Origin of the sequence: Superficieibacter sp. BNK-5 (assembly GCF_047456055.1) — a bacterium.
GTDB lineage: Bacteria > Pseudomonadota > Gammaproteobacteria > Enterobacterales > Enterobacteriaceae > Superficieibacter.
The window spans coordinates 3,406,339-3,428,665 of record NZ_CP179893.1; the positions used below are offsets into that span (position 1 = coordinate 3,406,339).

Below are 22,327 nucleotides of genomic sequence, written 5' to 3' on the forward strand. Positions count from 1 at the left end.
TTGTGTTGTCCGTTTTCCGTTCAGACATAAGGTACTCCTCATGAATTCCTCTCTGCGTATTGCACTTGTCGGCGATTATAATGCCGATGTCATTGCTCATCAGGCGATCCCGCTGGCTATTGATGATGCCGCTGCCGTGCTGGATATGGCTGCGCAATATCACTGGTTAGCCACCCGTGATATTAAAAACGAAGACGATCTGGCGGAGTATGATGCCATCTGGCTGGTGCCAGCCAGCCCCTATGAAAATATCGACGGCGCATTGCTCGCCGCGCGCTATGCCCGGCAAAACGCGATTCCCTTCCTGGGTACCTGCGGTGGCTTTCAGCATGCCATTCTGGAATACGCACGCAACGTGATGGGCTGGGAGGATGCCGCTCATGCCGAAATGGATAACGAAGGAAGAATGGTTATTGCACCTTTGGCCTGTTCGCTGGTCGAAAAAAACGATGTTATTGAGCTGCGTGCCAATACCCATATCGCCCGTGCTTATGGCAAAGAGAGTATTGAAGAGGGGTATCACTGCAATTACGGCATCGCGGCGGATTTCGCGCTGGCGCTTGAAAATGAGCCGTTGCATGTGACCGGCTGGGATGAGGAGGGGGAAATCCGGGCGGTTGAACTCGTGACCCACCCGTTTTTTGTCGCAACGCTCTTTCAGCATGAGCGCAATGCGCTGGCAGGGCGACCTGCACCGCTGGTGCAGGCGCTACTATATGCCGCCAGCCATTAATTCACGTTAATTTCCCGCTCGCGTCCGGCGAGGGCACCGAAAACGGCCATCGCGATGGATAACACCGCACAGGCCAGCAGCGGCACATGCCAGTCGCCGCTGGCATCGTGAATTTTACCCATCAGCGGTGGACCGCAGGCCGCAAGCAGATAACCCACCGCCTGCGCCATGCCGGAAAGTGCTGCCGCCTGGTGTGCAGAGCAGGCGCGAAGGCCAATAAAGGTTAAGCCAAGGATCATAGTGGCGCCGGACCCGAAGCCAAAAAGCAGTGTCCACAGTACGGCGCTTTGCGGAAAGAACCAGTAACCCGCCGCGCTGACGGCGCACAGCAAAGCTACCAGCGCGGCGATCCCACGCTGATCGCGAAGTTTATGCAAAATCAGCGGAATGGCCAGACCCGGAACCGCTGTCGCCAGTTGCAGCAGGCCGTGCAGCGATCCCGCCTGCGCTTCGCTGTAACCCTGACCGATCAAAATGGCGGGTAGCCAGCCGATAATCACATAATAAATCAGCGAGTTAATGCCTAAAAATAGCGTCACCTGCCAGGCGAGTGCCGATCGCCAGATCCCCCGGCTGTGCTGCATGCGTGAGGACGTTAACGATACAGGCTGTTGTTGACGCCATTGGGGGAGCCAGAGCAAAAACGCCAGCAACGGAAACACCATCAGCATCAGCAGCGCCCCGCGCCAGCCAAAACCGCTTAACGCCAGCGGCACCACCAGCGCCGAGCCTAATGCCGCCGCGCCACCCATGGTCAGCGAATAAGCGCCGGTCATTTTCGCCACGTGCTGTGAGAAATCACGCTTAATAAGGCCCGGCAGCAGGACGTTACCCAGCGCAATACCGCAGCCAATAATGGCCGTACCTGTGAACAAAAATAGAGGCGAGGGCAGGGAACGGATGGCGATCCCGGCGCAAATCAGCAGCATCGCAGCAAACAGGCTGCGCTCCATACCAAAACGACGCGCCACGCCTGCGGCCAGCGGGGAGATCAGGCCGAAGGCGAGCAGCGGAAGCGTGGTGAGGAGGCCAGTCTGCGCGGTGGTGAGGCCATATTCCGCGCGGATAGCGTCAAGCAGCGGTGCCGCGCCGGTAAACGTCACGCGCAGGGTGGTCGCAATCATCATAATACCGGCAATGAGCAGGATGCTGCGGCGGCCCGAATCAGGAAGAACAGAAGACATAAATTTCTCTACAGATAAAACGAAGGCGTAATACAACCTGTCTACGCCAGATATGAAAAGGGACTACTGCTTTCCGATGACCAACGAGACCAGCCCGGCAGCGATTAACGGACCCACCGGCACGCCGCGAAACAGTGCCACGCCCAGTACCGTTCCCACCAGCAGGCCGGCGACCAGTTGCGGTTGGCTCCCCATCAGCGTTACGCCGCGCCCGCCCAGCCAGGAAACGAACACTCCTACGGCGATGGCAATCAGCGATTTCCAGTTCACAAACGAGTGAAGCAGCGTGGACGGCGGCAGAGTGCCGCTGGCAATAGGGGCCATAACGCCAATCGTCAGGATGATAATCCCGATGGTCAGCCCCTGTTTTTCAATCCACGGGAAAAAAGTGCTCAGCGGCGTTACCCGGACAATAATCAGCACCAGAATAGAAACGGCGACGGTAGTGTTATGGCTGACAAACCCCAGAGCTGCCAGTCCCAGCAGGACAAGCAGTGTGACATCAAACATCGTAGTTTTCCTTGCCGAAAAATAATAAGCATGCTCATTTTACGCACATACCCGTGAGTAAACAGGCTTTTTTTACCCGCTGATGCCTCCGGTTGAATAATCTGTCGACGGCTATCTCAGTAAAAATAAAAATCATTCTCAGTTTTATCGCTACGCTGGTAATGTTGTATTCAGTATGCATCTTATGAGGGGGAGGGGATAAATGAGCATTCATGAAAAAGCAGGGCATACTTTTCTGGCCAGCCTTGGCAAAACGCGTTTGCGTCCTGGCGGCACAGAGGCGACCGAATGGCTGTTCAGCCAGGCGCAATTAACGCCGGAAAGCCGGGTTCTGGAAGTGGCCTGTAATATGGCGACGACGGCGATTGAGCTGGTGCAACGCTATGGCTGTCATGTTACTGCCGTTGATATGGATAAGGACGCACTGGCGAAGGCGAAGAATAACGTCGCGGTGCAGGGGCTTGAGGAGCATATTCAGGTCATGCCTGCCAACGCGAATAGCCTGCCCTTCGCCGATAACAGCTTTGACGTGGTGATTAACGAAGCCATGCTCACCATGTACGCTGACAAAGCTAAAGCGAAATTGCTTGCCGAATATTATCGGGTTTTAAAGCCCGGCGGACGCCTGTTAACCCACGATATTATGTTTACCGCCGGGCGGCTGGCTGAGGAGCAGCAAAGCCAGCTTCAGCAGGTGGTGAAATCCAATGTCAGTCCAATGACGAAACAGGGCTGGCGGGAGATTTTACTGGCATCGGGTTTTGCCGAGGTGAAGCAGCATCAGGGGGAAATGTCGCTGATGTCACCGCAAGGGTTAATCCGCGATGAAGGACTTAAAGGCGCAATCAGGATTGTTTTTAACGGATTACGCTGCCGCGAGAACCGCAGCCGCTTTCTGGGGATGTTTCGTTTTTTTCGATCGCAGCGCAGACACCTCAACTATATCGCCTGCTGTTCTGTCAAAGGGCAGTAATGCACCCCGCGCATCGGCGCGGGGCGTAACGCTAATCACTTGAAGTGACGCTTTGCTTATGGAACAGCTCGCGGAACACCGGATAAATATCTTCCTGCTCCCGAATGTGCTGAATGGCGAAATTATCAAACGATGCCTGAAGATGTTCATACTCCCGCCACAGCGTTTGATGCGCTCGCCGTGTGATCTCGATATAGCTGTAATAACGCACCACCGGCAGAATTTTCTTCGCCAGGATCTCGTGACACAGCGGTGAGTCATCCGCCCAGTTATCGCCGTCAGATGCCTGCGCAGCATAGATGTTCCACTGCGCCGGATCGTAACGCTCTTTAACCACTTCATCCATCAGCTTCAGGGCGCTGGAAACAATAGTTCCCCCGGTCTCCTGCGAGTAGAAAAACTCATGTTCATCCACTTCTTTTGCCTGAGTATGATGGCGAATATACACCACATCAACGTTCTTATACGTTCGGCTCAGGAACAAATAGAGCAGAATATAAAAGCGTTTCGCCATATCCTTGGTGGCCTGGTCCATCGAGCCAGAAACGTCCATCAGACAGAACATCACCGCCTGACTGGAGGGTTCCGGTCGTTTTTCATAGTTCTTGTAGCGCAGATCGAAGGTGTCGATAAACGGCACGCGTTCAATTTTAGCCCGCAGTTCGGCGATCTCTTTGCGTAGCCGCTCCTCTTCGAGCAGTTGCGCTGGTTCGCTTTTACTCACCGTATCCAGACTGGCTTCCAGCGCCCGCAGTTCACGGCGTTTGCCTGCCGTCATTGCAGTACGTCGGGCCAGTGAATTTTGCAGCGAGCGTACCACGCTAATGTTGGCGGGCACACCGTTGGAAGTATACCCGGCGCGATGCGTTTTATATTCGTTCATCTGCCGGTGCTGATTTTTCTTCAGATTCGGCAGCGCTAAATCTTCGAAAAGCAGATCCAGGTACTCATCTTTGGAAATCTGGAAGACAAACTCGTCCTGGCCTTCGCCGTCCTGACTCGCCTGGCCTTGTCCGCTACCGCCACCACCGCCGCCACCCTGAGGACGTTCAATGCGATCGTTCTGAACGAAGTGGTCGTTTCCAGGATGCACCCGACTCCGCTCGCCGCCACGCCCCTGATGGAACATTGGCTCGTTGATATCGCCTGCCGGAATGGAGACGGATTCGCCGCTGTCGACGTCAGTCACCGAGCGCTTGTTTATCGCTTCGGAAATAGATTGCTTAATTTGTGCTTTATAACGGCGTAAGAAACGCTGACGGTTCACCGCGCTCTTATTTTTACCGTTCAGTCGTCGGTCAATGAACCAGGTCATATGCCCCCCGTACTGCTTTTGCCAACTTCACGCTGCGTCTCAGGAACCCGGGGCCTGAGATCGCATCTTTATTCAGGCCCGGCGAGCATCACGCTGCCGGGCGTTAGTATTATGATGATTTACGTACCCGCAGATACCATTCGCACAGCAGGCGAACCTGTTTACGGGTATAGCCTTTCTCCATCATCCGGTCGACAAAATCGTCATGCTTTTTCTGCTCGTCGGTCGAGGTCTTGGCGTTAAACGAGATCACCGGCAGCAGCTCTTCGGTATTAGAGAACATTTTCTTCTCAATGACCGTGCGCAGTTTCTCGTAGCTGGTCCAGTTTGGATTACGTCCGCTGTTATTCGCTCTGGCGCGCAGTACGAAGTTAACGATTTCATTACGGAAGTCTTTCGGGTTACTGATCCCGGCAGGCTTCTCGATTTTTTCCAGTTCGGCGTTAAGCGATTCACGGTCAAAAAGCTGGCCGGTATCGGGATCGCGATACTCCTGATCCTGGATCCAGAAATCCGCATACGTGACATAACGATCAAAAATGTTCTGCCCATATTCGGAGTAGGATTCCAGATAGGCCGTCTGGATCTCTTTGCCGATAAATTCGGCATATTTCGGGATCAGATACCCTTTCAGGAATTCAAGATAGCGCTCTGCCAGCTCCTGCGGGAACTGCTCACGTTCGATCTGCTGCTCCAGTACGTAGAAAAGATGGACCGGGTTTGCCGCAACCTCTGCGTGATCAAAGTTGAAAACGCGAGACAGGATCTTAAAGGCGAAACGGGTCGAGAGACCGTTCATGCCCTCATCCACCCCGGCGTAATCCCGATATTCCTGATAAGACTTCGCTTTCGGGTCGGTGTCTTTCAGGCTTTCACCATCATAGACGCGCATTTTGGAGTAGGTGCTGGAGTTTTCCGGCTCTTTCAGACGCGACAAAATGGTAAAGCGAGCCAGCGTTTCCAGGGTACCCGGTGCGCACGGTGCATGGGTCAACTCACTGTGATTAAGCAGTTTCTCGTAGATTTTGATCTCTTCGGAAATCCGCAGGCAGTAAGGCACCTTAACGATGTACACACGGTCAAGAAACGCCTCATTGTTTTTGTTATTACGGAACGTCACCCATTCAGATTCGTTCGAGTGGGCGAGGATAATTCCGTTAAACGGCAGGGCGGAGATCCCTTCGGTACCGTTGTAGTTACCTTCCTGCGTCGCCGTCAGCAGGGGATGCAGCACCTTGATCGGCGCTTTAAACATTTCGACGAATTCCATGATCCCCTGGTTGGCCCGGCACAGCGCGCCGGAATAGCCATAAGCATCAGGATCGTTCTGGGCATGGTTTTCCAGCTTACGGATGTCCACTTTACCCACCAGCGCCGAAATGTCCTGGTTGTTCTCATCGCCAGGTTCAGTTTTGGCAATCGCAATCTGTTCCAGAATGGAAGGCCACACTTTTACCACGCGGAATTTCGTGATATCGCCGCCAAATTCATGCAGGCGTTTCGCAGCCCACGGCGACATAATCGTGCCAAGGTAGCGGCGCGGGATGCCGTACTCCTTATCGAGAATTTGCGCATCTTCCTGTGGATTAAACAGGCATAGCGGATGATCGTTAACCGGGCTGCGTTCGCCGTCAGCGCTCAGCACATAGATCGGCACGCGCTGCATCAGCGCTTTCAGTCGTTCTGCCAGCGACGATTTACCGCCGCCGACCGGTCCCAGCAGATACAGGATCTGCTTTTTCTCTTCCAGGCCCTGAGCGGCATGTTTCAGGTACGAAACAATCTGCTCAATGGCCTCTTCCATACCGTAAAACTCCTCAAAGGCCGGATAGCGTGCGATAACCCGGTTCGAAAAGAGACGTGATAGCCGTGGCTCCTGAGCAGTATCAACCATCACTGGCTCACCGATTGCCGTCAATAGCCGCTCCGCCGCATTGGCGTAGGCGCTACGATCCTGGCGGCAAATAGTAAGAAATTCCTGCAGTGTGAACTCTTCGTCCTTGGCAGCTTCATAACGCTGGCGGTAGTGATCGAATATATTCATGGCATGCCGTCCTTTCGTTTTAGCACAGGTAAAAGAGCCGTTCATATGAATAGTAGAGGCTCCCGGAAGAGGTAGGCTGAGCCACGCTCATTCACACTCCAGCAACCATTATGCCAGGTTAGAGGAGGCCAAAAGACGATGTGCCCGGCGATACACCTTCTCAATAAAGCGTAGATGGCATTTGCAAAACTTGCCTGCGAGCCAGGCCCAATTTCAATGACATATCAATAACTCATCATCAAAAAATTCTTTCAGGCTGAAGAACATTGGCCTTGCGTCATGGTGATGTAACGAATATGCAAACCTTTTGTCATTAGCGGCAATCATGCTAAAACGTTTGTCTAAGTAAGGTTCTTGTAAATAATTTGGGATGTGGGTCAAGGGCGGTTACACTTCCTCAGCGGATAATTTGATACAGGAAAGAGCGAATTGTGACTAAATTCAAACTTGTGGCACTGGGTGTGCTAATTGCTTCTTCGGCTTCCGTTGCGCAGGCAGCAGCAGGCCCCTGGACAGTGGGCGCGGGTGTCGGCGTCGTACAAAACCCCTACAAGCAATATGACGACGATGTTTATCCTGTACCGGTAATCGCTTATGAGGGCGATGATTTCTGGTTCCGTGGCCTCGGCGGCGGTTACTATTTGTGGAATGACAAGACCGACAAACTCTCTATTACAGCGTACTATTCGCCGCTGCATTTCAAACCTCACGACAGCGATAACAACCAGTTGCGCCAGCTCGATCGCCGTCGCTCCACGGTAATGGCGGGGCTGACCTATATCCATGAAACGCCATATGGCTTCCTGCGTACTACGTTTGCGGGCGATACGCTGGATAACAGTAACGGCTTCACCGGTGATGTGGCATGGCTTTATCGCTACACCAACGATCGCCTGCATATCACTCCAGGCATCGGGGTGGAATGGAGCAGTGAAAATCAGAACGACTACTACTATGGGGTTTCCGGGAAGGAGTCTCGCCGCAGTGGGCTTAAGAGCTACAACCCTGACGACAGCTGGAACCCGTATGTTGAACTGGCCGTTAACTATAGTCTGACCGACAACTGGAATATTTATGGCTCCGGACGCTATACGCGCCTGTCGGATGAAGTAACCGACAGCCCGATGGTTGATAAATCCTGGTCCGGGCTTTTCTCTACCGGGGTGACCTACAGTTTCTGATAGTGCAAACTAACAGGGCATATTGTGCGACAAAACAGGGCGAATACGCCCTGTTTTGCATTATGCTGGTGCAGTAAAACTCTCAGGAGGAGCTATGACAAAATCCGTTCACTTTAGCCATCAAGCCACGCTGCCGGCAATCGGTCAGGGGACGTGGTATATGGGAGAGAGCCGAAGCCAGCGTGCCGCTGAAGTCGCCGCGTTACGGGCTGGCGTGGAGCAGGGACTCACGCTGATGGATACCGCTGAAATGTACGCTGACGGCGGTGCTGAAGAGGTGGTGGGCGAGGCGCTGAAGGGCATTCGCGATAAGGTCTTTCTGGTCTCAAAAGTCTATCCGTGGAATGCGGGGGGCAAAAAAGCCATTGCCGCCTGTGAAGCCAGCCTGCGTCGTTTAGGCACCGACCATCTCGATTTGTATCTGTTGCACTGGCGGGGAAATTATTCGCTGGCGGAAACGGTGGAGGTGATGCAAACGCTGATCGCACAGGGGAAAATTGCCCGCTGGGGCGTATCGAACCTGGACATCGATGATATGCAGGAGCTGTGGCAGGTTGACGGCGGTCAACAGTGCGCGACCAACCAGGTGCTTTATCATCTGGCCTCGCGCGGCATCGAATATGATTTACTGCCCTGGTGCCAGCAACAGTCGTTGCCGGTAATGGCCTATTGTCCGCTGGCGCAGGCAGGTCGTCTGCGTAATGGATTACTGAATAACAACGCGGTGCTGGACATCGCCCATGCGCATAATGCCAGCGCGGCACAAATTCTGCTGGCGTGGGTGATTAGTCATCAGGGCGTGATGGCGATCCCGAAAGCGTCGAGCGTGGCGCACGTTAAAGAGAATGCCGCAGCGCTGAATATTACCTTGAGTGCAGATGAGCTGGCAAAGCTGGACCGCGCCTTCCCGGCCCCGCAGCGCAAAATGCCGCTGGACGTGGTTTGATATGTCGCCGGGTAATAGTGAGTAGCCGTCAGATTGTAGATAAACGTTATACCGTGGAATTATGCCTGGCGGCGCTTCGCTTGCCCAGGCCTGAGGTTGCGAATAACGTGGTGTTTTGTAGGCCGGGCAAGGCGAAGCCCCCACCCGGCAAATAACACAGACTCAGCGTTTAGCCACGCGAATAGTCTGTGCCAGACGAGAAGGCTTCTCTTCGCTGGCTTTCTGCTTAACGGTAGCGCACGCCGTCTCCACGCAGACAAAGGTTTTATAGCCGTCATCCGGCATATCGCCCATGCTGACAGAAAGCGCCGGGCCAGGGTTCCAGCCAACCACGTTGCAATGGTGATGATGAATCACTTCAATACTGCGGTTAAGTGCCGTATCGTGGATCACGCTGCAGGCTTCCGGGTTAAGGTAAACACGGTCGGTGCGATCCGGGAAAGTCTGCACGCCGTCTGCCAGTATCCCTTCCTGCGCGTCATTCACTTTATCGATGTAGCGATCGCCAAGGCCGCTGACCTTCACCGCGCTGATATCGCCAACGTTGAAGTACGTATGCAGGGCAGAGGTTGTTTCAAATTCGCCGTGGGCTTCCAGCTCGATTTCACAGGTTTTACCCAGTTTGTAGCGGGCGTAAAGCGTGAAATCATGCGGCCAGTACTGACGCGTTGCATCGCTGCTCTGAAGCTCGAATGTCAACACTACGCCATTGTCGTCTTCATTGTGCGCCTTCAGCGTCCACGGCAGATTGCGGGCAAAACCGTGGGAAGGCAGGCCTTTTTGTTCTGCAGGGCCAAACCATGGCCAGCAGATCGGAACACCACCGCGCAGCGCCACGCCGTTTTTAAACGGAGTATTGCCACTTAACCACAAGACTTCCTCTTCACCAGCCGGTTTCCAGGAGAGCAGGTGCGCACCCTGGAGCGTGAATGAAGCTTTAACCTGCGGATGGTCAACAACGATTACATCCAGCTCGTCGAGCTGACGTTGAGAAAGAACCGGGGTTATCTGTTCGATTACAGGTAGAGCAAAAATTTTATTAATCATTTAGCGCAATCCTCTGTCTTCAAAACAAAAAAAGAGCGACCGAAGTCGCTCTTTTGGGATCATGTCTCATCTCAACTTATTTGGAGATGTGAGCAATCAGGTCCAGAACTTTGTTGGAGTAACCAGTTTCGTTGTCGTACCAGGAAACCAGTTTCACGAAGTTGTCGTTCAGTGCGATACCAGCTTTAGCATCAAACACGGAAGTGCAGATTTCGCCGTTGAAATCGGTAGAAACAACGTCATCTTCGGTGTAACCCAGAACGCCTTTCATCGGGCCTTCGGAAGCCGCTTTGATGGCTTTCTTAATTTCTTCGTAAGAAGCCGCTTTTTCCAGACGAACAGTCAGGTCAACAACGGATACGTTCGGAGTCGGAACGCGGAACGCCATACCCGTCAGTTTGCCATTCAGTTCTGGCAGTACTTTACCTACTGCTTTAGCAGCACCGGTAGAGGACGGGATGATGTTCTGGGATGCGCCGCGGCCGCCGCGCCAGTCTTTGTGAGACGGGCCGTCAACGGTTTTCTGGGTTGCGGTGGTCGCGTGAACAGTGGTCATCAGACCTTCGATGATGCCGAAGTTGTCGTTGATAACTTTTGCCAGCGGAGCCAGGCAGTTGGTGGTGCAGGATGCGTTAGAAACGATGTCCTGGCCTTCATATTTGTCAAAGTTAGCGCCTTTAACAAACATCGGGGTGTTGTCTTTGGACGGACCAGTCAGAACGACTTTTTTAGCGCCAGCAGTGATGTGCTTACGAGCAGTTTCGTCGGTCAGGAAGATACCGGTGGCTTCAGCAACAACGTCAACGCCGATTTCGTTCCATTTCAGGTTAGCCGGGTCTTTTTCTGCGGTAACACGGATGGTTTTGCCGTTAACAACCAGATGGCCGTCTTTCACTTCTACGGTACCGTTGAAACGGCCGTGAGTGGAGTCATATTTCAGCATGTACGCCATGTAGTCAGCGTCCAGGAGATCGTTGATGCCAACGATTTCGATGTCAGAACGTTCCTGAGCAGCACGGAAAACAATGCGACCGATACGGCCAAAACCGTTGATACCTACTTTGATAGTCATATATTCCACCAGCTATTTGTTAGTGAATAAAAGGTTGCCTGTAAAATTACAAAAACCTTACGCAGCGTCAAGCGGAATCGTGTCAATCATTGCGACAAATCAATCCTCTGCCTAACCTTTGGACGACTGACTCGCTCCACTTTTCTTTTGTGCTGAAAAGCACATGGGGGCTGCGCTCGGAATTTTAAAGGGCTAGCCGGATAAAAATGTGAACGCCATCACAATAATCAGGGTAACCCCATACACCGGATAAGTTTAGAACAAATAGCCGGACCTTGATGTTAATGTTTTGTTAGAATAGGCTTATAAATGTAAGTGCGACTACTGCGAGATGTGAGAAAATGGCTAATAAACCCTCCTCAGAAACGCTAAAAAATTCGCTGAGCGAAATGCAATTTTATGTGACGCAAAATCATGGCACCGAACCGCCGTTCACTGGTCGTTTACTGCACAATAAACGCGAAGGGGTCTATCACTGCCTGGTCTGCGACGCACCATTGTTCAATTCTCAGTCAAAATATGAGTCCGGCTGCGGTTGGCCGAGCTTCTTTGAACCGGTTAGCGAAGACGCGGTGCGTTCGTTAAATGACTACTCGCACGGCATGCAACGTATTGAAATTCGGTGTGGAAACTGCGATGCCCACCTCGGACACGTCTTCCCGGATGGCCCTCAGCCCACCGGTGAGCGCTTCTGTGTTAACTCGGCCTCCCTGAGCTTCACCGATGATAGCGATGGCGAACAAATCAAGGGTTGAAAAATCGATTCAGCAAATTATTCCAGCAGCAGGAGCAACAGCATGGATCTCAACAATGTTATTGAGAGCATGACCCCGGAAGTCTATCAACGTCTGGTAACCGCAGTAGAGTTAGGCAAATGGCCTGATGGTGTGGCGCTGACGCCTGAGCAAAAAGAGAACAGCCTGCAACTGGTGATGCTGTGGCAGGCGCGTCACAACACCAATGCTCAGCATATGACCATTGACACTCGTGGTCAGATGGTCATGAAAACCAAGCAGCAGCTAAAAGAAGAGTTTGGTATCGCGCCGCAACCAATCGCGACGTTTAAATCCTGACCCTGAGCGGGGCGGTCTTCCGTCGATCTCGCTTTTTCGCCCGCTAAGCCTGTGCTATCGGGCGAGTACGACACTCACTTCTTATTCATCATCGCTTTCAGATCGGCGAACGGGTTATATTTCGCTGCACCCACGCTATCCTGCGCGTCTTCACCTGCGACCACCGTGGAGCCATATTGATCGGCCTCAGTATATTTCGAGTGCTCGTGATCGTGGCAGTACAGGCACAGCATCTCCCAGTTACTGCCATCCTCGGGATTATTCGAATGATCGTGATCGATATGATGCACGGTCAGCTCACGGAGATTTGAGTACACAAACTCGCGCGAGCACCGCCCACAGACCCAGGGAAAAAGCTTCAGCGCTTTCTCGCGATAGCCGACTTCAAGCCGGGCATAATTTTTAGGGATAAACGCCATAGTTCAGTGCCTTCCAGAGTAATAATGATGCAATGTGTCGCGAACATCATGTTGGGATGGTAAGTCATGCTACCCTTGCGTTTCCACCCAGTCTGCCAGAGTATACAGCGTGGCCCCCGCGACCGACATCTCCATAAACGCGTGCGCGCCGTCCTGCGCATTCAGATCCACTGCGCGACAGCCGTCGGTAATCACATTCACCTGATAACCCAGTTGCAGTGCATCGAGCACGGTAAATTTGACGCAGTAATCCGTTGCCAGCCCCATCACGATTACTTCGCCAACCTCATGTTCCTGTAGCCAGTTATTCAGCCCGGTTTGCTGACGGTGTTCGTTATCGAAAAAAGCACTGTAGCTGTCAATCTGCGGATGTTGGCCTTTGCGAAAAACCGCTTCGATTGCGTCACGCTTCAGTAGCGGATGCAGCTCTGCGCCTTCGCTCCCCTGAACGCAGTGATCGGGCCAGAAGGTCTGTGGAATGCCATCCAGCACGCCTTCGCTAAAAGGCTCAACGCCGTGCTGGCTGGCAAAGCTCCCGTGATCCGCCGGATGCCAGTCCTGGCAGGCAACGATTTTGATGCTGCGGCTGCGACACCAGTCAATCAGCGCATTGGCGATATCAACGGTGCTATCACCTTCCGGCACGGCCAGCGCGCCGCCCGCGCAAAAATCATTCTGCATATCCACCAGTAACAGTGCGCGTTTATTCATGATTACTTCCTCATTCGTCTGGCGTCAGTTCGCCACGCAGATTTTGCATCATGGCGGTACGAATCGCCCCGGTACTCAGCCCCTGGCTTAGCAGGTAGTGAAGTTTGGTCAGCGTGGCTTCGACCGTCATATCAAAACCGCTGATCACCCCGGCGTGCGCCAGCGCGTTTCCGGTGGCATAGCCGCCCATATTCACTTTGCCTGACATACACTGGGTAAGATTGATCACCACAATGCCACGCTGGCTGGCGTCGGCCAGCTCCTGAAGAAACTCGGCGTTCTGCGGCGCGTTACCCACGCCGTAGGAGCGCAGGATCAATGCCTTGACCGGCTGACGCAGAAAGTTACGTACCACGTCCGCGGAAATCCCCGGATAAATCGTCACCACGCCGATGGGCTGGGGAGTAATCGGGTGGACAATCAGCTCGCCGGTGCCGCGTGGAGAGGGCGGTGTACCCAGGCGGCGAATGTGGATGCCTGCCTCCAGCAGAGGCGCCAGATTCGGCGAGGCAAACGCATCAAAACCATCAGCATGCGCTTTGGTGGTGCGATTACCGCGATAAAGACGATTATTAAAAAACAACGCCACTTCACTGATGGGGTAATTCGCGGCAACGTATAACGCATTCAGCAAATTAATCTGTCCGTCAGAACGCAGCTCCGCCAGCGGGATTTGTGACCCTGTCACAATGACAGGCTTACCGAGATTCTCCAGCATAAAGGAGAGGGCCGAGGCGGTAAACGCCATGGTATCGGTGCCGTGCAGGATCACAAAGCCGTCGTAATCGTCATAATTCGCCTGGATATCTTCCGCGATATGCTGCCAGTCCTGCGGCGTCATATCGGAAGAATCCATCAGCGGCTGATACTCATGAATGGCAAAATCCGGCATCTCCGGGCGGTGGAATTCCGGCATCTGCGACAACTGTTGCTGGAGATGACCGGAAACAGGAATATAGCCCTGCTCGGAGCGCTGCATACCAATGGTGCCGCCGGTATAGGCGACGTAAATGGATTTCTTTTGCATGATGTCTTTGAATCAGGAAAGCTCCCCTCCGCCAGGCGGAAGGGAGACAGGGGTTAACGAATATTCGCGCAGGTTAAGCAAAACGCATAGCGGTTTTGCGGATCGTTAAAGGCCGCGAGTTTATCGCTTTCTTCCTTCACCACGCTTGCGGCACCTGCCAGCGGAGCCGGAAGGTACGCCTGCATTGCCTGCGGCAGCATGGCGCGGACCGAACCGGTCAGACTATCAACCACCATGTTGAAGACGCCTGGCTCTTCCACCAGATAATCCAGTTGCCACTGCTTGAGCTTAGCCAGCTCGGCCGCTTTGGCAACCGCATCGTCAAAGTCGCCGAGGCTGTCGACCAGACCGTTATTTTTTGCATCCTGACCGGTCCAGACATGGCCCTGAGCAATCTTATCGATTTGCTCCGGCGTGCTCTTACGGGCCGCGGCAACCAGCGAAATAAAGCGCTGATAGCCATTTTCGATGCTCAACTGCATGATCTGCTGAACTTCCGGTGGCAGATTTTTCGTAATAGAAACATCCGCCAGCGGCGAGGTAGCCACGCCATCGGTATGGACGCCAATCGAATCAAGGCTGTTTTCTACGGTGTTAATCACGCCGAAGATGCCGATAGAGCCCGTCAGCGTGCTTGGGTTAGCCACGATATAGTTCGCTGGCGTTGAAATCCAGTAACCGCCGGATGCCGCCATTCCCCCCATGGAAACCACCACCGGTTTACCCGCCGCTTTTGCCGCCGCCAGTTCTGAACGAATGACTTCTGAAGCGCTGGCGCTGCCGCCAGGGCTGTTAACGCGCAGCACGATGGCTTTCACATCGGCATCGAGACGCGCTTCGCGGATCTGGGCAGCGGTGGTATCGCCACCTACATTACCCTGGGTCGCTTCACCATCCATGATCGCGCCGTTAGCGAAGATCACCGCGATTTTGCCACCTTCTTGCGCCGGTTTTTTCAGCGCATAGTCATACATGCTGATGGCGCTAAAATCTTTGTCTTTATCGCTCCAGCCAAACTGTTTGGTCAGCGCTTTTTCCATATCGGCGCTGGAACCCAGCTCATCAACCAGTTTGTTGTCCAGCGCGTATTTCGCCGTATCGCCACCGGCTTTACGCAATCCGTCGAGAACCCCCTGAGCACCAGGGAATACCTGTTGCGCGGTGATCTTTCGATTGGAGGCAATGGTAGAGAGATAGTTCTGCCACAGCTCGCCAATCCAGCGGCTGTCCGCTTCACGTGCGGCAGGAGACATATCATCACGAATAAACGGCTCGACTGCGGATTTATACGTGCCGACCCGGAACACGTGGGTGGACACTTTCAGCTTATCCAGCAGCGATTTGTAATACAGGCCGTTAGTGGCAAAACCGTGCAGATCGACCGTGCCCTGCGGCGACAGCCAGATTTTGTTCGCGAAGCTGGCGAGGTAATACTGGCCCTGCGTATAGCTGTCACCAACGGCATACACCGGTTTGCCACTGTCGCGGAACTCGCGCAGCGCTTTACCGATGTACTGCATCGACGGCTGATCGGCCCCGGCGAAGTTTTTCAAATCCAGCACTATGCCCGTGATATTACGGTCTTCTTTTGCCTGCCGAATAGAATGCACGATATCAAATAGCGAGTTTTCCTGCAGGCGATCGGAGTTGGCACCAAACAACTGGCGAGTCACCGCGCTCAGTTTACTGGTGGGAGACGGGTTATCGACAACAACACCGGTAATATCCAGCAGCAGTGCGCCGCGCTGGGTGTTCTCTTCCGGACCGCTGGTGAGCTGCATCCAGATCCCGACGCATACCAGCAGCAGGAAAATAAACACCACATTAAGAACTAGCTGGCGTACAAAGTTCAGTAAACGCCATGTCCACTTAAAAAATCCGGCAATATATCGCCAAAGGGTTCGCATGCAATCTCCCTGACCAAACAGAATGAAAAATTTGCCGTGTCGGCAAAATCGTGTGGCTATCCTAAATACACCGCCGCCACTTGTCAGCAGGAATCGCCGCCGGTGCTGTAACAAAACGCCTGTACATGTTAATTTTGTGAAGAATTAACATAACAGGAGTTAATTAATGGACGCACTTGAACTGCTCGTCAACCGCCGCAGTGCTTCACGGCTGATCGACCCGGCTCCGGCAGGCGATCAACTGGAAAATATCTTACGCGCCGGCATTCGCGCACCGGACCACGGTACGTTACAACCGTGGCGATTTTTTATTGTAGAAGGTGAGGCGCGTCAGCGCTTCGGTGAGCTGCTGGAAAAAGGCGCAATCGAGGCCGGATCGGACGAAAAAGCCATCGACAAAGCGCGTAACGCGCCGCTTCGTGCCCCGATGATTATCGCGGTAGTGGCAAAATGCGAGGAGCACCATAAGGTGCCACGCTGGGAACAGGAAATGTCTGCCGGCTGCGCGGTGATGGCCATGCAAATGGCGGCGCTGGCACAAGGATTTAACGGCATCTGGCGCAGTGGTCCGTTAACCGACAGCCCGGTTGTGCGTGAAGGGCTGGAATGCCGCGCGCAGGATAAAATCGTCGGTTTCCTTTATCTGGGCACGCCGCAATTAAAAGCCTCAACCACCATTGAGATGGCCGATACCGCGCCATTCGTGCGCTATTTTTGATAACAGCGGAAAAACTGTCTGGATTATGAGCGAAAGCAGCGTGATTCAGACAGTAGTACTTATCACTGCCCGCTTCTGGCGCTACCATAGCGGCAGTGCATTAACAGGAGAGGTCCATGAGCGCGCAAGCTATTCGTTTAACGCAATACAGCCACGGAGCGGGTTGCGGTTGTAAAATTTCCCCTAAAGTGCTGGAGACGATCCTGCACAGCGAACAGGCAAAGTTTATCGACCCCAACTTGCTTGTCGGCAATGAAACCCGCGACGATGCGGCGGTCTATGATTTGGGCAACGGCACGTCCGTTATCAGCACCACCGACTTCTTTATGCCGATCGTTGATAATCCGTTCGACTTTGGCCGCATTGCCGCCACTAACGCCATCAGCGATATTTTTGCCATGGGCGGAAAGCCAATTATGGCCATCGCTATTCTTGGCTGGCCGATTGAGAAACTGGCTCCGGAAATCGCCCGCGAGGTGATCGAAGGCGGGCGTCATGCGTGTAAACAGGCGGGTATTGCTCTCGCAGGCGGCCACTCTATTGATGCCCCTGAGCCTATTTTTGGTCTGGCGGTGACGGGCATCGTGCCGACGGAGCGCGTGAAGAAAAACAGCACTGCTCAGGCGGGATGCAAACTGTATCTTACCAAGCCGCTGGGAATTGGCGTGTTAACGACCGCCGAGAAAAAATCCCTGCTTAAGCCGGAACATCAGGGACTGGCGACGGAAGTAATGTGCCAGATGAACCTTGCCGGCGCGGCGTTTGCCAACCTTGATAGCGTGAAAGCGATGACCGACGTCACCGGCTTTGGTTTACTGGGCCACCTGAGCGAAATGTGTCAGGGCGCAGGCGTACAGGCGCAGATCCGCTTTGAAGATGTGCCGAAACTGCCGGGCGTGGAAGAGTATATCCTGCTGGGCGCGGTGCCGGGCGGGACCGGGCGTAACTATGCCAGCTATGGGCACCTGATGGGCGATATGCCGGAAGCGTGGCGCAACCTGCTGTGCGATCCGCAAACCTCCGGTGGCCTGCTGCTGGCGGTGACAGAACAAGGCGAAGCGGAAGTCCAGGCCGCCGCCGCGGAATTTGGCATCAGCCTGAGCGCCATTGGCGAACTGGTGCATGCACGCGCGGGACGACCGATGATCGAGATCCGTTAAGTCGATGCGGCTGTTTATTGCGGAAAAACCAAGCCTCGGTCGGGCGATTGCGGATGTACTGCCTAAACCGCATCGCAAGGGCGATGGCTTTATTGAGTGTGGAAATGGCCAGGTAGTGACCTGGTGTATCGGCCATCTTCTCGAACAGGCGCAGCCTGACGCCTACGATGGCCGCTACGCGCGCTGGAATCTGAGCGATCTGCCTATCGTGCCCGAAAAGTGGCAGCTCCAGCCGCGACCGTCGGTAACGAAACAGCTCAACGTGATTAAGCGTTTTCTGCACGAGGCCGAAGAGGTGATCCACGCGGGAGACCCGGATCGTGAAGGGCAACTGCTGGTGGATGAGGTGCTGGACTACCTGCAACTCGCCCCGGCAAAGCGACAGCAGGTACAGCGCTGCCTGATTAACGATCTCAACCCGCAGGCCGTCGAGCGCGCCATTTCGCGCCTGCGTGCTAACAGCGAGTTTATTCCGCTGTGCGTCTCTGCCCTGGCGCGAGCAAGGGCCGACTGGCTGTACGGTATCAATATGACCCGCGCTTATACCATTCTCGGACGCAACGCGGGCTATCAGGGCGTGCTTTCCGTGGGGCGCGTGCAAACGCCGGTACTCGGGCTGGTGGTCAGACGCGATGAAGAAATTGAAAACTTCGTCGCTAAAGATTTTTTCGATGTGAAAGCGCATATTGTCACGCCAAAGGACGAGCGCTTTACTGCCCTCTGGCAACCCAGCGAAGCCTGCGAACCGTATCAGGATGAAGAGGGGCGTCTGCTGCACCGTCCGCTGGCCGATCACGTCGTGAGCCGGATTGCCGGGCAGCCCGCCATCGTCACCTCGTATAACGATAAACGGGAATCAGAACCCGCGCCGCTGCCGTTTTCTCTTTCATCGCTGCAAATTGAGGCCGCCAGACGTTTCAATCTCAGCGCGCAGAACGTGCTGGATATTTGCCAGAAGCTATATGAAACCCACAAGCTGATTACCTACCCGCGTTCAGACTGTCGCTATCTGCCAGAGGAACATTTCGCCGGGCGTCAGGCAGTCATGAACGCGATCAGCGTTCATGCGCCAGAGCTGCTGCCACAGCCGGCGGTCGATCCGAACAAACGCAACCGCTGCTGGGATGATAAAAAGGTGGATGCCCACCATGCGATCATCCCGACAGCGCGCAGTTCCTCCGTCAATCTTAACGACAATGAGGCGAAGGTGTACGGTCTGATTGCCCGCCAGTATCTGATGCAATTTTGCCCGGATGCCGTGTTCCGTAAATGCGTCATTGAGCTGGAAATTGCCAACGGCAAATTCGTTGCTAAAGCGCGTTTTCTGGCCGATGCGGGCTGGCGCACGCTGCTTGGCTCGAAAGAGCGGGATGAAGAGAATGACGGCACGCCGCTGCCGGTAGTGGCCAAAGGCGATGAGCTGTTGTGTGAAAAAGGCGAGGTCGTCGAGCGGCAAACTCAGCCCCCGCGCCACTTTACCGATGCCACGCTGCTTTCCGCCATGACCGGGATCGCCCGTTTTGTGCAGGATAAAGATCTGAAGAAGATCCTGCGTGCTACGGATGGTCTTGGCACCGAAGCGACTCGCGCCGGGATCATCGAACTGCTGTTTAAGCGCAGCTTCTTACATAAGCAGGGGCGTTACATTCATTCAACGGAAGCGGGGCGCGCGTTGATCCACTCTCTGCCCGAAATGGCGGCACGGCCAGATATGACCGCGCACTGGGAGTCGGTGCTGACGCAAATCAGTGAAAAACAGTGCCGCTATCAGGATTTTATGCAGCCGCTGGTTGGCACCCTTCATGACCTGATTCACCAGGCCCGCAGCACGCCGGTACGTCAGTTCCGGGGCATTGTTGTGCCGGGTGCGGATAAGAAAAAAACCTTCCGTAAACGCAGTAGCAAAAAATCGGCGTCGCCCGGTAAAGGCGCAGACGCCGCGGCGTCTTAATATATTCTGAAAAACGCCTTTGAGGGGATATTGCTCAAAGGCGTTTTTTTTAACCCTGATATTATTCCCGCCGACTTTTGGGCGATATCCCGGATAAAAATAAGGGATAAATATTTATCGGGTTAAATACATGGATAAAAAATATATATTTGCGGCGCTGTTTTTCTTTTCTGCCTTATCACATGCCACGACTGACGGCGGCGTAACCCGGCATCCGTTTCGTCGGGCTACCCTCGAGGAAACCACGTGGCTGAAGCAACAGGCGAATTTGCATTCTGTTCACTGCGCAGATTTATACTTTGCCAGCGAGATTAGCTCGGTAACGGAATATAGCCTTGCGCCCGTCATTATGACCTTTTCGTCCCGTCCGTTATTCCCGCAAGGAAGAATAACCTGCCAGATCACCGCCAGTCGCAACGTGCCTGCCACCCTCGATCTTTTTGCTAAAGAGGAGGGCAGCCTTGGCAACACCCGCTATACGCTAACGCATACCGGGGTGAATGCCGATGGCTATATCGGTAGCGGTGATGATGGCTGGCATTTTGCCTGTGAAACCCGGGAAAGCATTAATGATAACGATGCCGATTTTCACGGCTGTTTTATCAATGAAGAGAATTTTTATATTCAGAAAGTCCCGGAATTAACCGCGCTGGAAGTGCCGGAAGGGTATTTAATTAGCGTTGGAAAAATGCGCTTTAATCCCATTTCGAAACTGCGCATTGGTAAATCTGAATTTATTACCGCCGCTGATTTCCCTTTCATTTACGGTAACAACGCCGCGCAAGCGATCGCCAGACTGGACAGCAACGTCCGGGTGAGTTGGTCATGGGGAGAATTACGCTCCAGCAGGGTCAGGACCAGCACTCTGCCACCCAGCAGCGTGGCGATAGCCCAACCGGCAGTGGAGGTACTGGATCGCGCCTGGGCAGGTTATCAGTAACGAAATAAAGCGCCTCGCTTTTCACGAGGCGCACAACACTTAAATCACACCCTGCGCCAGCATCGCGTCGGCCACTTTCACAAAGCCGGCGATATTCGCGCCGCGCACGTAATGCGTCTGTTTGCCTTCACCGCCGTATTCGACGCAGGCGTGGTGGATATCCAGCATAATATGGTGCAGGCGGGCATCCACTTTCTCGGCTTTCCAGCCCATGCGTGCCGCATTCTGCGCCATTTCCAGACCCGACGTTGCCACGCCGCCCGCGTTGGCCGCTTTGCCCGGCGCAAACAGGACACCAGCGTCCAGGAACAGATCGGTCGCCTCAATGGTGGTCGGCATGTTGGCTCCTTCCGCCACCGCTTTCACGCCGTTAGCGATAAGCTGGCGAGCCGCATCCACATCCAGTTCGTTCTGAGTGGCGCACGGCAGGGCGATGTCTACCGGGACGTTCCAGGGCTGCTGGCCTTCGAGGTACGTTAAGCCAAACTCTTTCGCGTAGGCGGCTACGCGGCCATCGCGGCTGGCTTTAATTTCCACCAGGCGTGCCAGTTTTTCAGCGGTAAAGCCCGCTTCATCGACGACCGTGCCGCTGGAGTCGGAGGCGGTAATAACGCGCGCGCCCAGCGACATGGCTTTTTCAATCGCGTACTGCGCGACGTTGCCGGAACCGGACACCGCGACGCGCATGCCTTCGAAACCGAGACCATGACGCTTCAGCATCGCATCGGTAAAGTACACCAGCCCGTAGCCGGTCGCTTCCGGACGGATCAGGCTACCGCCAAATGAGAGGCCCTTGCCGGTAAATACGCAGGCGGTATTGTTGGAGAGTTTTTTCATCATCCCGGCCATAAAGCCGACTTCACGTCCGCCCACGCCGATATCGCCTGCCGGTACGTCAGTATCCGGGCCAAGGTGGCGATATAATTCGGTCATCAGCGCCTGGCAGAAGCGCATCACTTCACCATCGCTTTTTCCTTTCGGATCGAAATCGCTTCCGCCTTTACCGCCGCCCATCGGCAGGGTAGTCAGCGCATTTTTGAACGTCTGTTCAAAGCCGAGGAATTTCAGAATGGACAGGTTAACGGTCGGGTGGAAGCGCATACCGCCTTTAAAAGGGCCGATGGCAGAGCTGAACTGTACGCGCCAGGCACGGTTGACCTGAACCTGATTACGATCATCAACCCATACCACGCGGAACTGAATCACGCGTTCGGGTTCGACCAGCCGTTCCAGCAGCGACATTTCGCGATAGCGGGGATTCTGTTCCAGGAATGGCCATAATGTTGTCATAACTTCGCGCACGGCCTGAGCGAATTCTTTTTGCTCTGGATCGCGCTGCTGTACGCGGGCAAGAAAAGTTTCCAGAGAGCGTGTCTGATCCATAGATATAAGATCCTCTTATGATGTGATGGGTTG

Annotated in this window: 21 protein-coding genes; 10 read left to right on the plus strand and 11 right to left on the minus strand. The window is 54.2% G+C overall.

Annotation, left to right across the window (positions count from 1 at the left end; all coding sequences use genetic code 11):
* Positions 1-40 precede the first annotated feature (40 nt).
* On the plus strand, positions 41-733 hold the full coding sequence (locus ACMGGS_RS16270) for a CTP synthase (protein WP_414163484.1): 693 nt from the start codon (positions 41-43) through the stop codon (positions 731-733).
* Here the strand turns inward: ACMGGS_RS16270 and ACMGGS_RS16275 are convergent.
* Positions 730-1,917 carry a CynX/NimT family MFS transporter gene (locus tag ACMGGS_RS16275; RefSeq protein WP_414163485.1) on the minus strand — a complete coding sequence of 396 codons (1,188 nt, stop codon included), beginning with the start codon at positions 1,915-1,917 and terminating at the stop codon, positions 730-732. The genes ACMGGS_RS16270 and ACMGGS_RS16275 overlap by 4 nt on opposite strands.
* A 63-nt stretch (positions 1,918-1,980) precedes the next feature.
* Positions 1,981-2,427 (minus strand): DUF441 domain-containing protein, encoded by a 447-nt coding sequence (locus ACMGGS_RS16280; RefSeq protein WP_176918238.1) that lies wholly within the window; start codon positions 2,425-2,427, stop codon positions 1,981-1,983.
* Between the two features lie 202 nt (positions 2,428-2,629).
* Between ACMGGS_RS16280 and ACMGGS_RS16285 the strand changes: the two genes are divergently transcribed.
* A complete protein-coding gene (locus ACMGGS_RS16285) occupies positions 2,630-3,400 on the plus strand; it encodes an SAM-dependent methyltransferase (RefSeq protein WP_414163486.1) in 771 nt (256 codons plus the stop codon).
* 31 nt (positions 3,401-3,431) lie between these two features.
* Here ACMGGS_RS16285 and ACMGGS_RS16290 read toward each other — a convergent pair whose 3' ends face one another.
* Both ACMGGS_RS16290 and yeaG read right to left on the minus strand, forming a co-directional pair.
* On the minus strand, positions 3,432-4,715 hold the full coding sequence (locus ACMGGS_RS16290) for a YeaH/YhbH family protein (RefSeq protein WP_414163487.1): 1,284 nt from the start codon (positions 4,713-4,715) through the stop codon (positions 3,432-3,434).
* A 109-nt stretch (positions 4,716-4,824) separates the two neighbouring features.
* Positions 4,825-6,759 (minus strand): protein kinase YeaG, encoded by a 1,935-nt coding sequence (gene yeaG, locus ACMGGS_RS16295; protein ID WP_176918235.1) that lies wholly within the window; start codon positions 6,757-6,759, stop codon positions 4,825-4,827.
* 431 nt (positions 6,760-7,190) lie between these two features.
* On the opposite strand from yeaG, the gene ACMGGS_RS16300 reads away from it, so the two are divergent.
* Positions 7,191-7,940 carry a MipA/OmpV family protein gene (locus tag ACMGGS_RS16300; RefSeq protein WP_414163488.1) on the plus strand — a complete coding sequence of 250 codons (750 nt, stop codon included), beginning with the start codon at positions 7,191-7,193 and terminating at the stop codon, positions 7,938-7,940.
* A 94-nt stretch (positions 7,941-8,034) separates the two neighbouring features.
* Positions 8,035-8,886 carry an aldo/keto reductase gene (locus ACMGGS_RS16305; protein WP_414163489.1) on the plus strand — a complete coding sequence of 284 codons (852 nt, stop codon included), beginning with the start codon at positions 8,035-8,037 and terminating at the stop codon, positions 8,884-8,886.
* A 162-nt stretch (positions 8,887-9,048) separates the two neighbouring features.
* Here ACMGGS_RS16305 and ACMGGS_RS16310 read toward each other — a convergent pair whose 3' ends face one another.
* On the minus strand, positions 9,049-9,933 hold the full coding sequence (locus tag ACMGGS_RS16310) for a D-hexose-6-phosphate mutarotase (RefSeq protein WP_414163490.1): 885 nt from the start codon (positions 9,931-9,933) through the stop codon (positions 9,049-9,051).
* 76 nt (positions 9,934-10,009) lie between these two features.
* Positions 10,010-11,005 (minus strand): glyceraldehyde-3-phosphate dehydrogenase, encoded by a 996-nt coding sequence (gene gapA, locus ACMGGS_RS16315; RefSeq protein ID WP_194208485.1) that lies wholly within the window; start codon positions 11,003-11,005, stop codon positions 10,010-10,012.
* 341 nt (positions 11,006-11,346) lie between these two features.
* Between gapA and msrB the strand changes: the two genes are divergently transcribed.
* Complete coding sequence (gene msrB / locus ACMGGS_RS16320) at positions 11,347-11,760, plus strand: peptide-methionine (R)-S-oxide reductase MsrB (protein WP_414163491.1); 414 nt, start codon at positions 11,347-11,349, stop codon at positions 11,758-11,760.
* A 42-nt stretch (positions 11,761-11,802) separates the two neighbouring features.
* On the plus strand, positions 11,803-12,078 hold the full coding sequence (locus ACMGGS_RS16325; RefSeq protein ID WP_414163492.1) for a YeaC family protein: 276 nt from the start codon (positions 11,803-11,805) through the stop codon (positions 12,076-12,078).
* A 74-nt stretch (positions 12,079-12,152) separates the two neighbouring features.
* On the opposite strand, the gene yajD is transcribed toward ACMGGS_RS16325, so the two are convergent.
* The 4 genes from yajD to sppA all read right to left on the minus strand — a co-directional run bounded on the left by yajD (position 12,153) and on the right by sppA (position 16,142).
* Positions 12,153-12,497, minus strand: coding sequence for an HNH nuclease YajD (yajD, locus tag ACMGGS_RS16330; protein WP_176918229.1), 345 nt, complete (start codon positions 12,495-12,497; stop codon positions 12,153-12,155).
* A gap of 69 nt (positions 12,498-12,566) precedes the next feature.
* A complete protein-coding gene (pncA, locus tag ACMGGS_RS16335) occupies positions 12,567-13,208 on the minus strand; it encodes a bifunctional nicotinamidase/pyrazinamidase (protein WP_414163493.1) in 642 nt (213 codons plus the stop codon).
* 10 nt (positions 13,209-13,218) lie between these two features.
* Complete coding sequence (ansA, locus tag ACMGGS_RS16340) at positions 13,219-14,235, minus strand: asparaginase (protein WP_414163494.1); 1,017 nt, start codon at positions 14,233-14,235, stop codon at positions 13,219-13,221.
* 53 nt (positions 14,236-14,288) lie between these two features.
* On the minus strand, positions 14,289-16,142 hold the full coding sequence (gene sppA, locus ACMGGS_RS16345; RefSeq protein WP_414163495.1) for a signal peptide peptidase SppA: 1,854 nt from the start codon (positions 16,140-16,142) through the stop codon (positions 14,289-14,291).
* 166 nt (positions 16,143-16,308) lie between these two features.
* Here sppA and ACMGGS_RS16350 point away from each other — a divergent pair, with 166 nt between their 5' ends.
* From ACMGGS_RS16350 to ACMGGS_RS16365, 4 genes are all read left to right on the plus strand, one after another.
* Entirely contained in the window at positions 16,309-16,860 is a 552-nt protein-coding gene (locus ACMGGS_RS16350) for an NAD(P)H nitroreductase (RefSeq protein ID WP_176918224.1), read from the plus strand.
* Positions 16,861-16,976: 116 nt separating this feature from the next.
* Positions 16,977-18,020, plus strand: coding sequence for a selenide, water dikinase SelD (selD, locus tag ACMGGS_RS16355; RefSeq protein WP_414163496.1), 1,044 nt, complete (start codon positions 16,977-16,979; stop codon positions 18,018-18,020).
* A gap of 4 nt (positions 18,021-18,024) precedes the next feature.
* Positions 18,025-19,971: a DNA topoisomerase III gene (locus ACMGGS_RS16360; RefSeq protein WP_414163497.1), complete on the plus strand. Its 1,947-nt coding sequence runs from the start codon at positions 18,025-18,027 to the stop codon at positions 19,969-19,971.
* Between the two features lie 130 nt (positions 19,972-20,101).
* A complete protein-coding gene (locus ACMGGS_RS16365; RefSeq protein WP_414163498.1) occupies positions 20,102-20,911 on the plus strand; it encodes a hypothetical protein in 810 nt (269 codons plus the stop codon).
* A gap of 39 nt (positions 20,912-20,950) precedes the next feature.
* On the opposite strand, the gene gdhA is transcribed toward ACMGGS_RS16365, so the two are convergent.
* On the minus strand, positions 20,951-22,294 hold the full coding sequence (gdhA, locus tag ACMGGS_RS16370; RefSeq protein ID WP_176918220.1) for an NADP-specific glutamate dehydrogenase: 1,344 nt from the start codon (positions 22,292-22,294) through the stop codon (positions 20,951-20,953).
* Positions 22,295-22,327 lie beyond the last annotated feature (33 nt).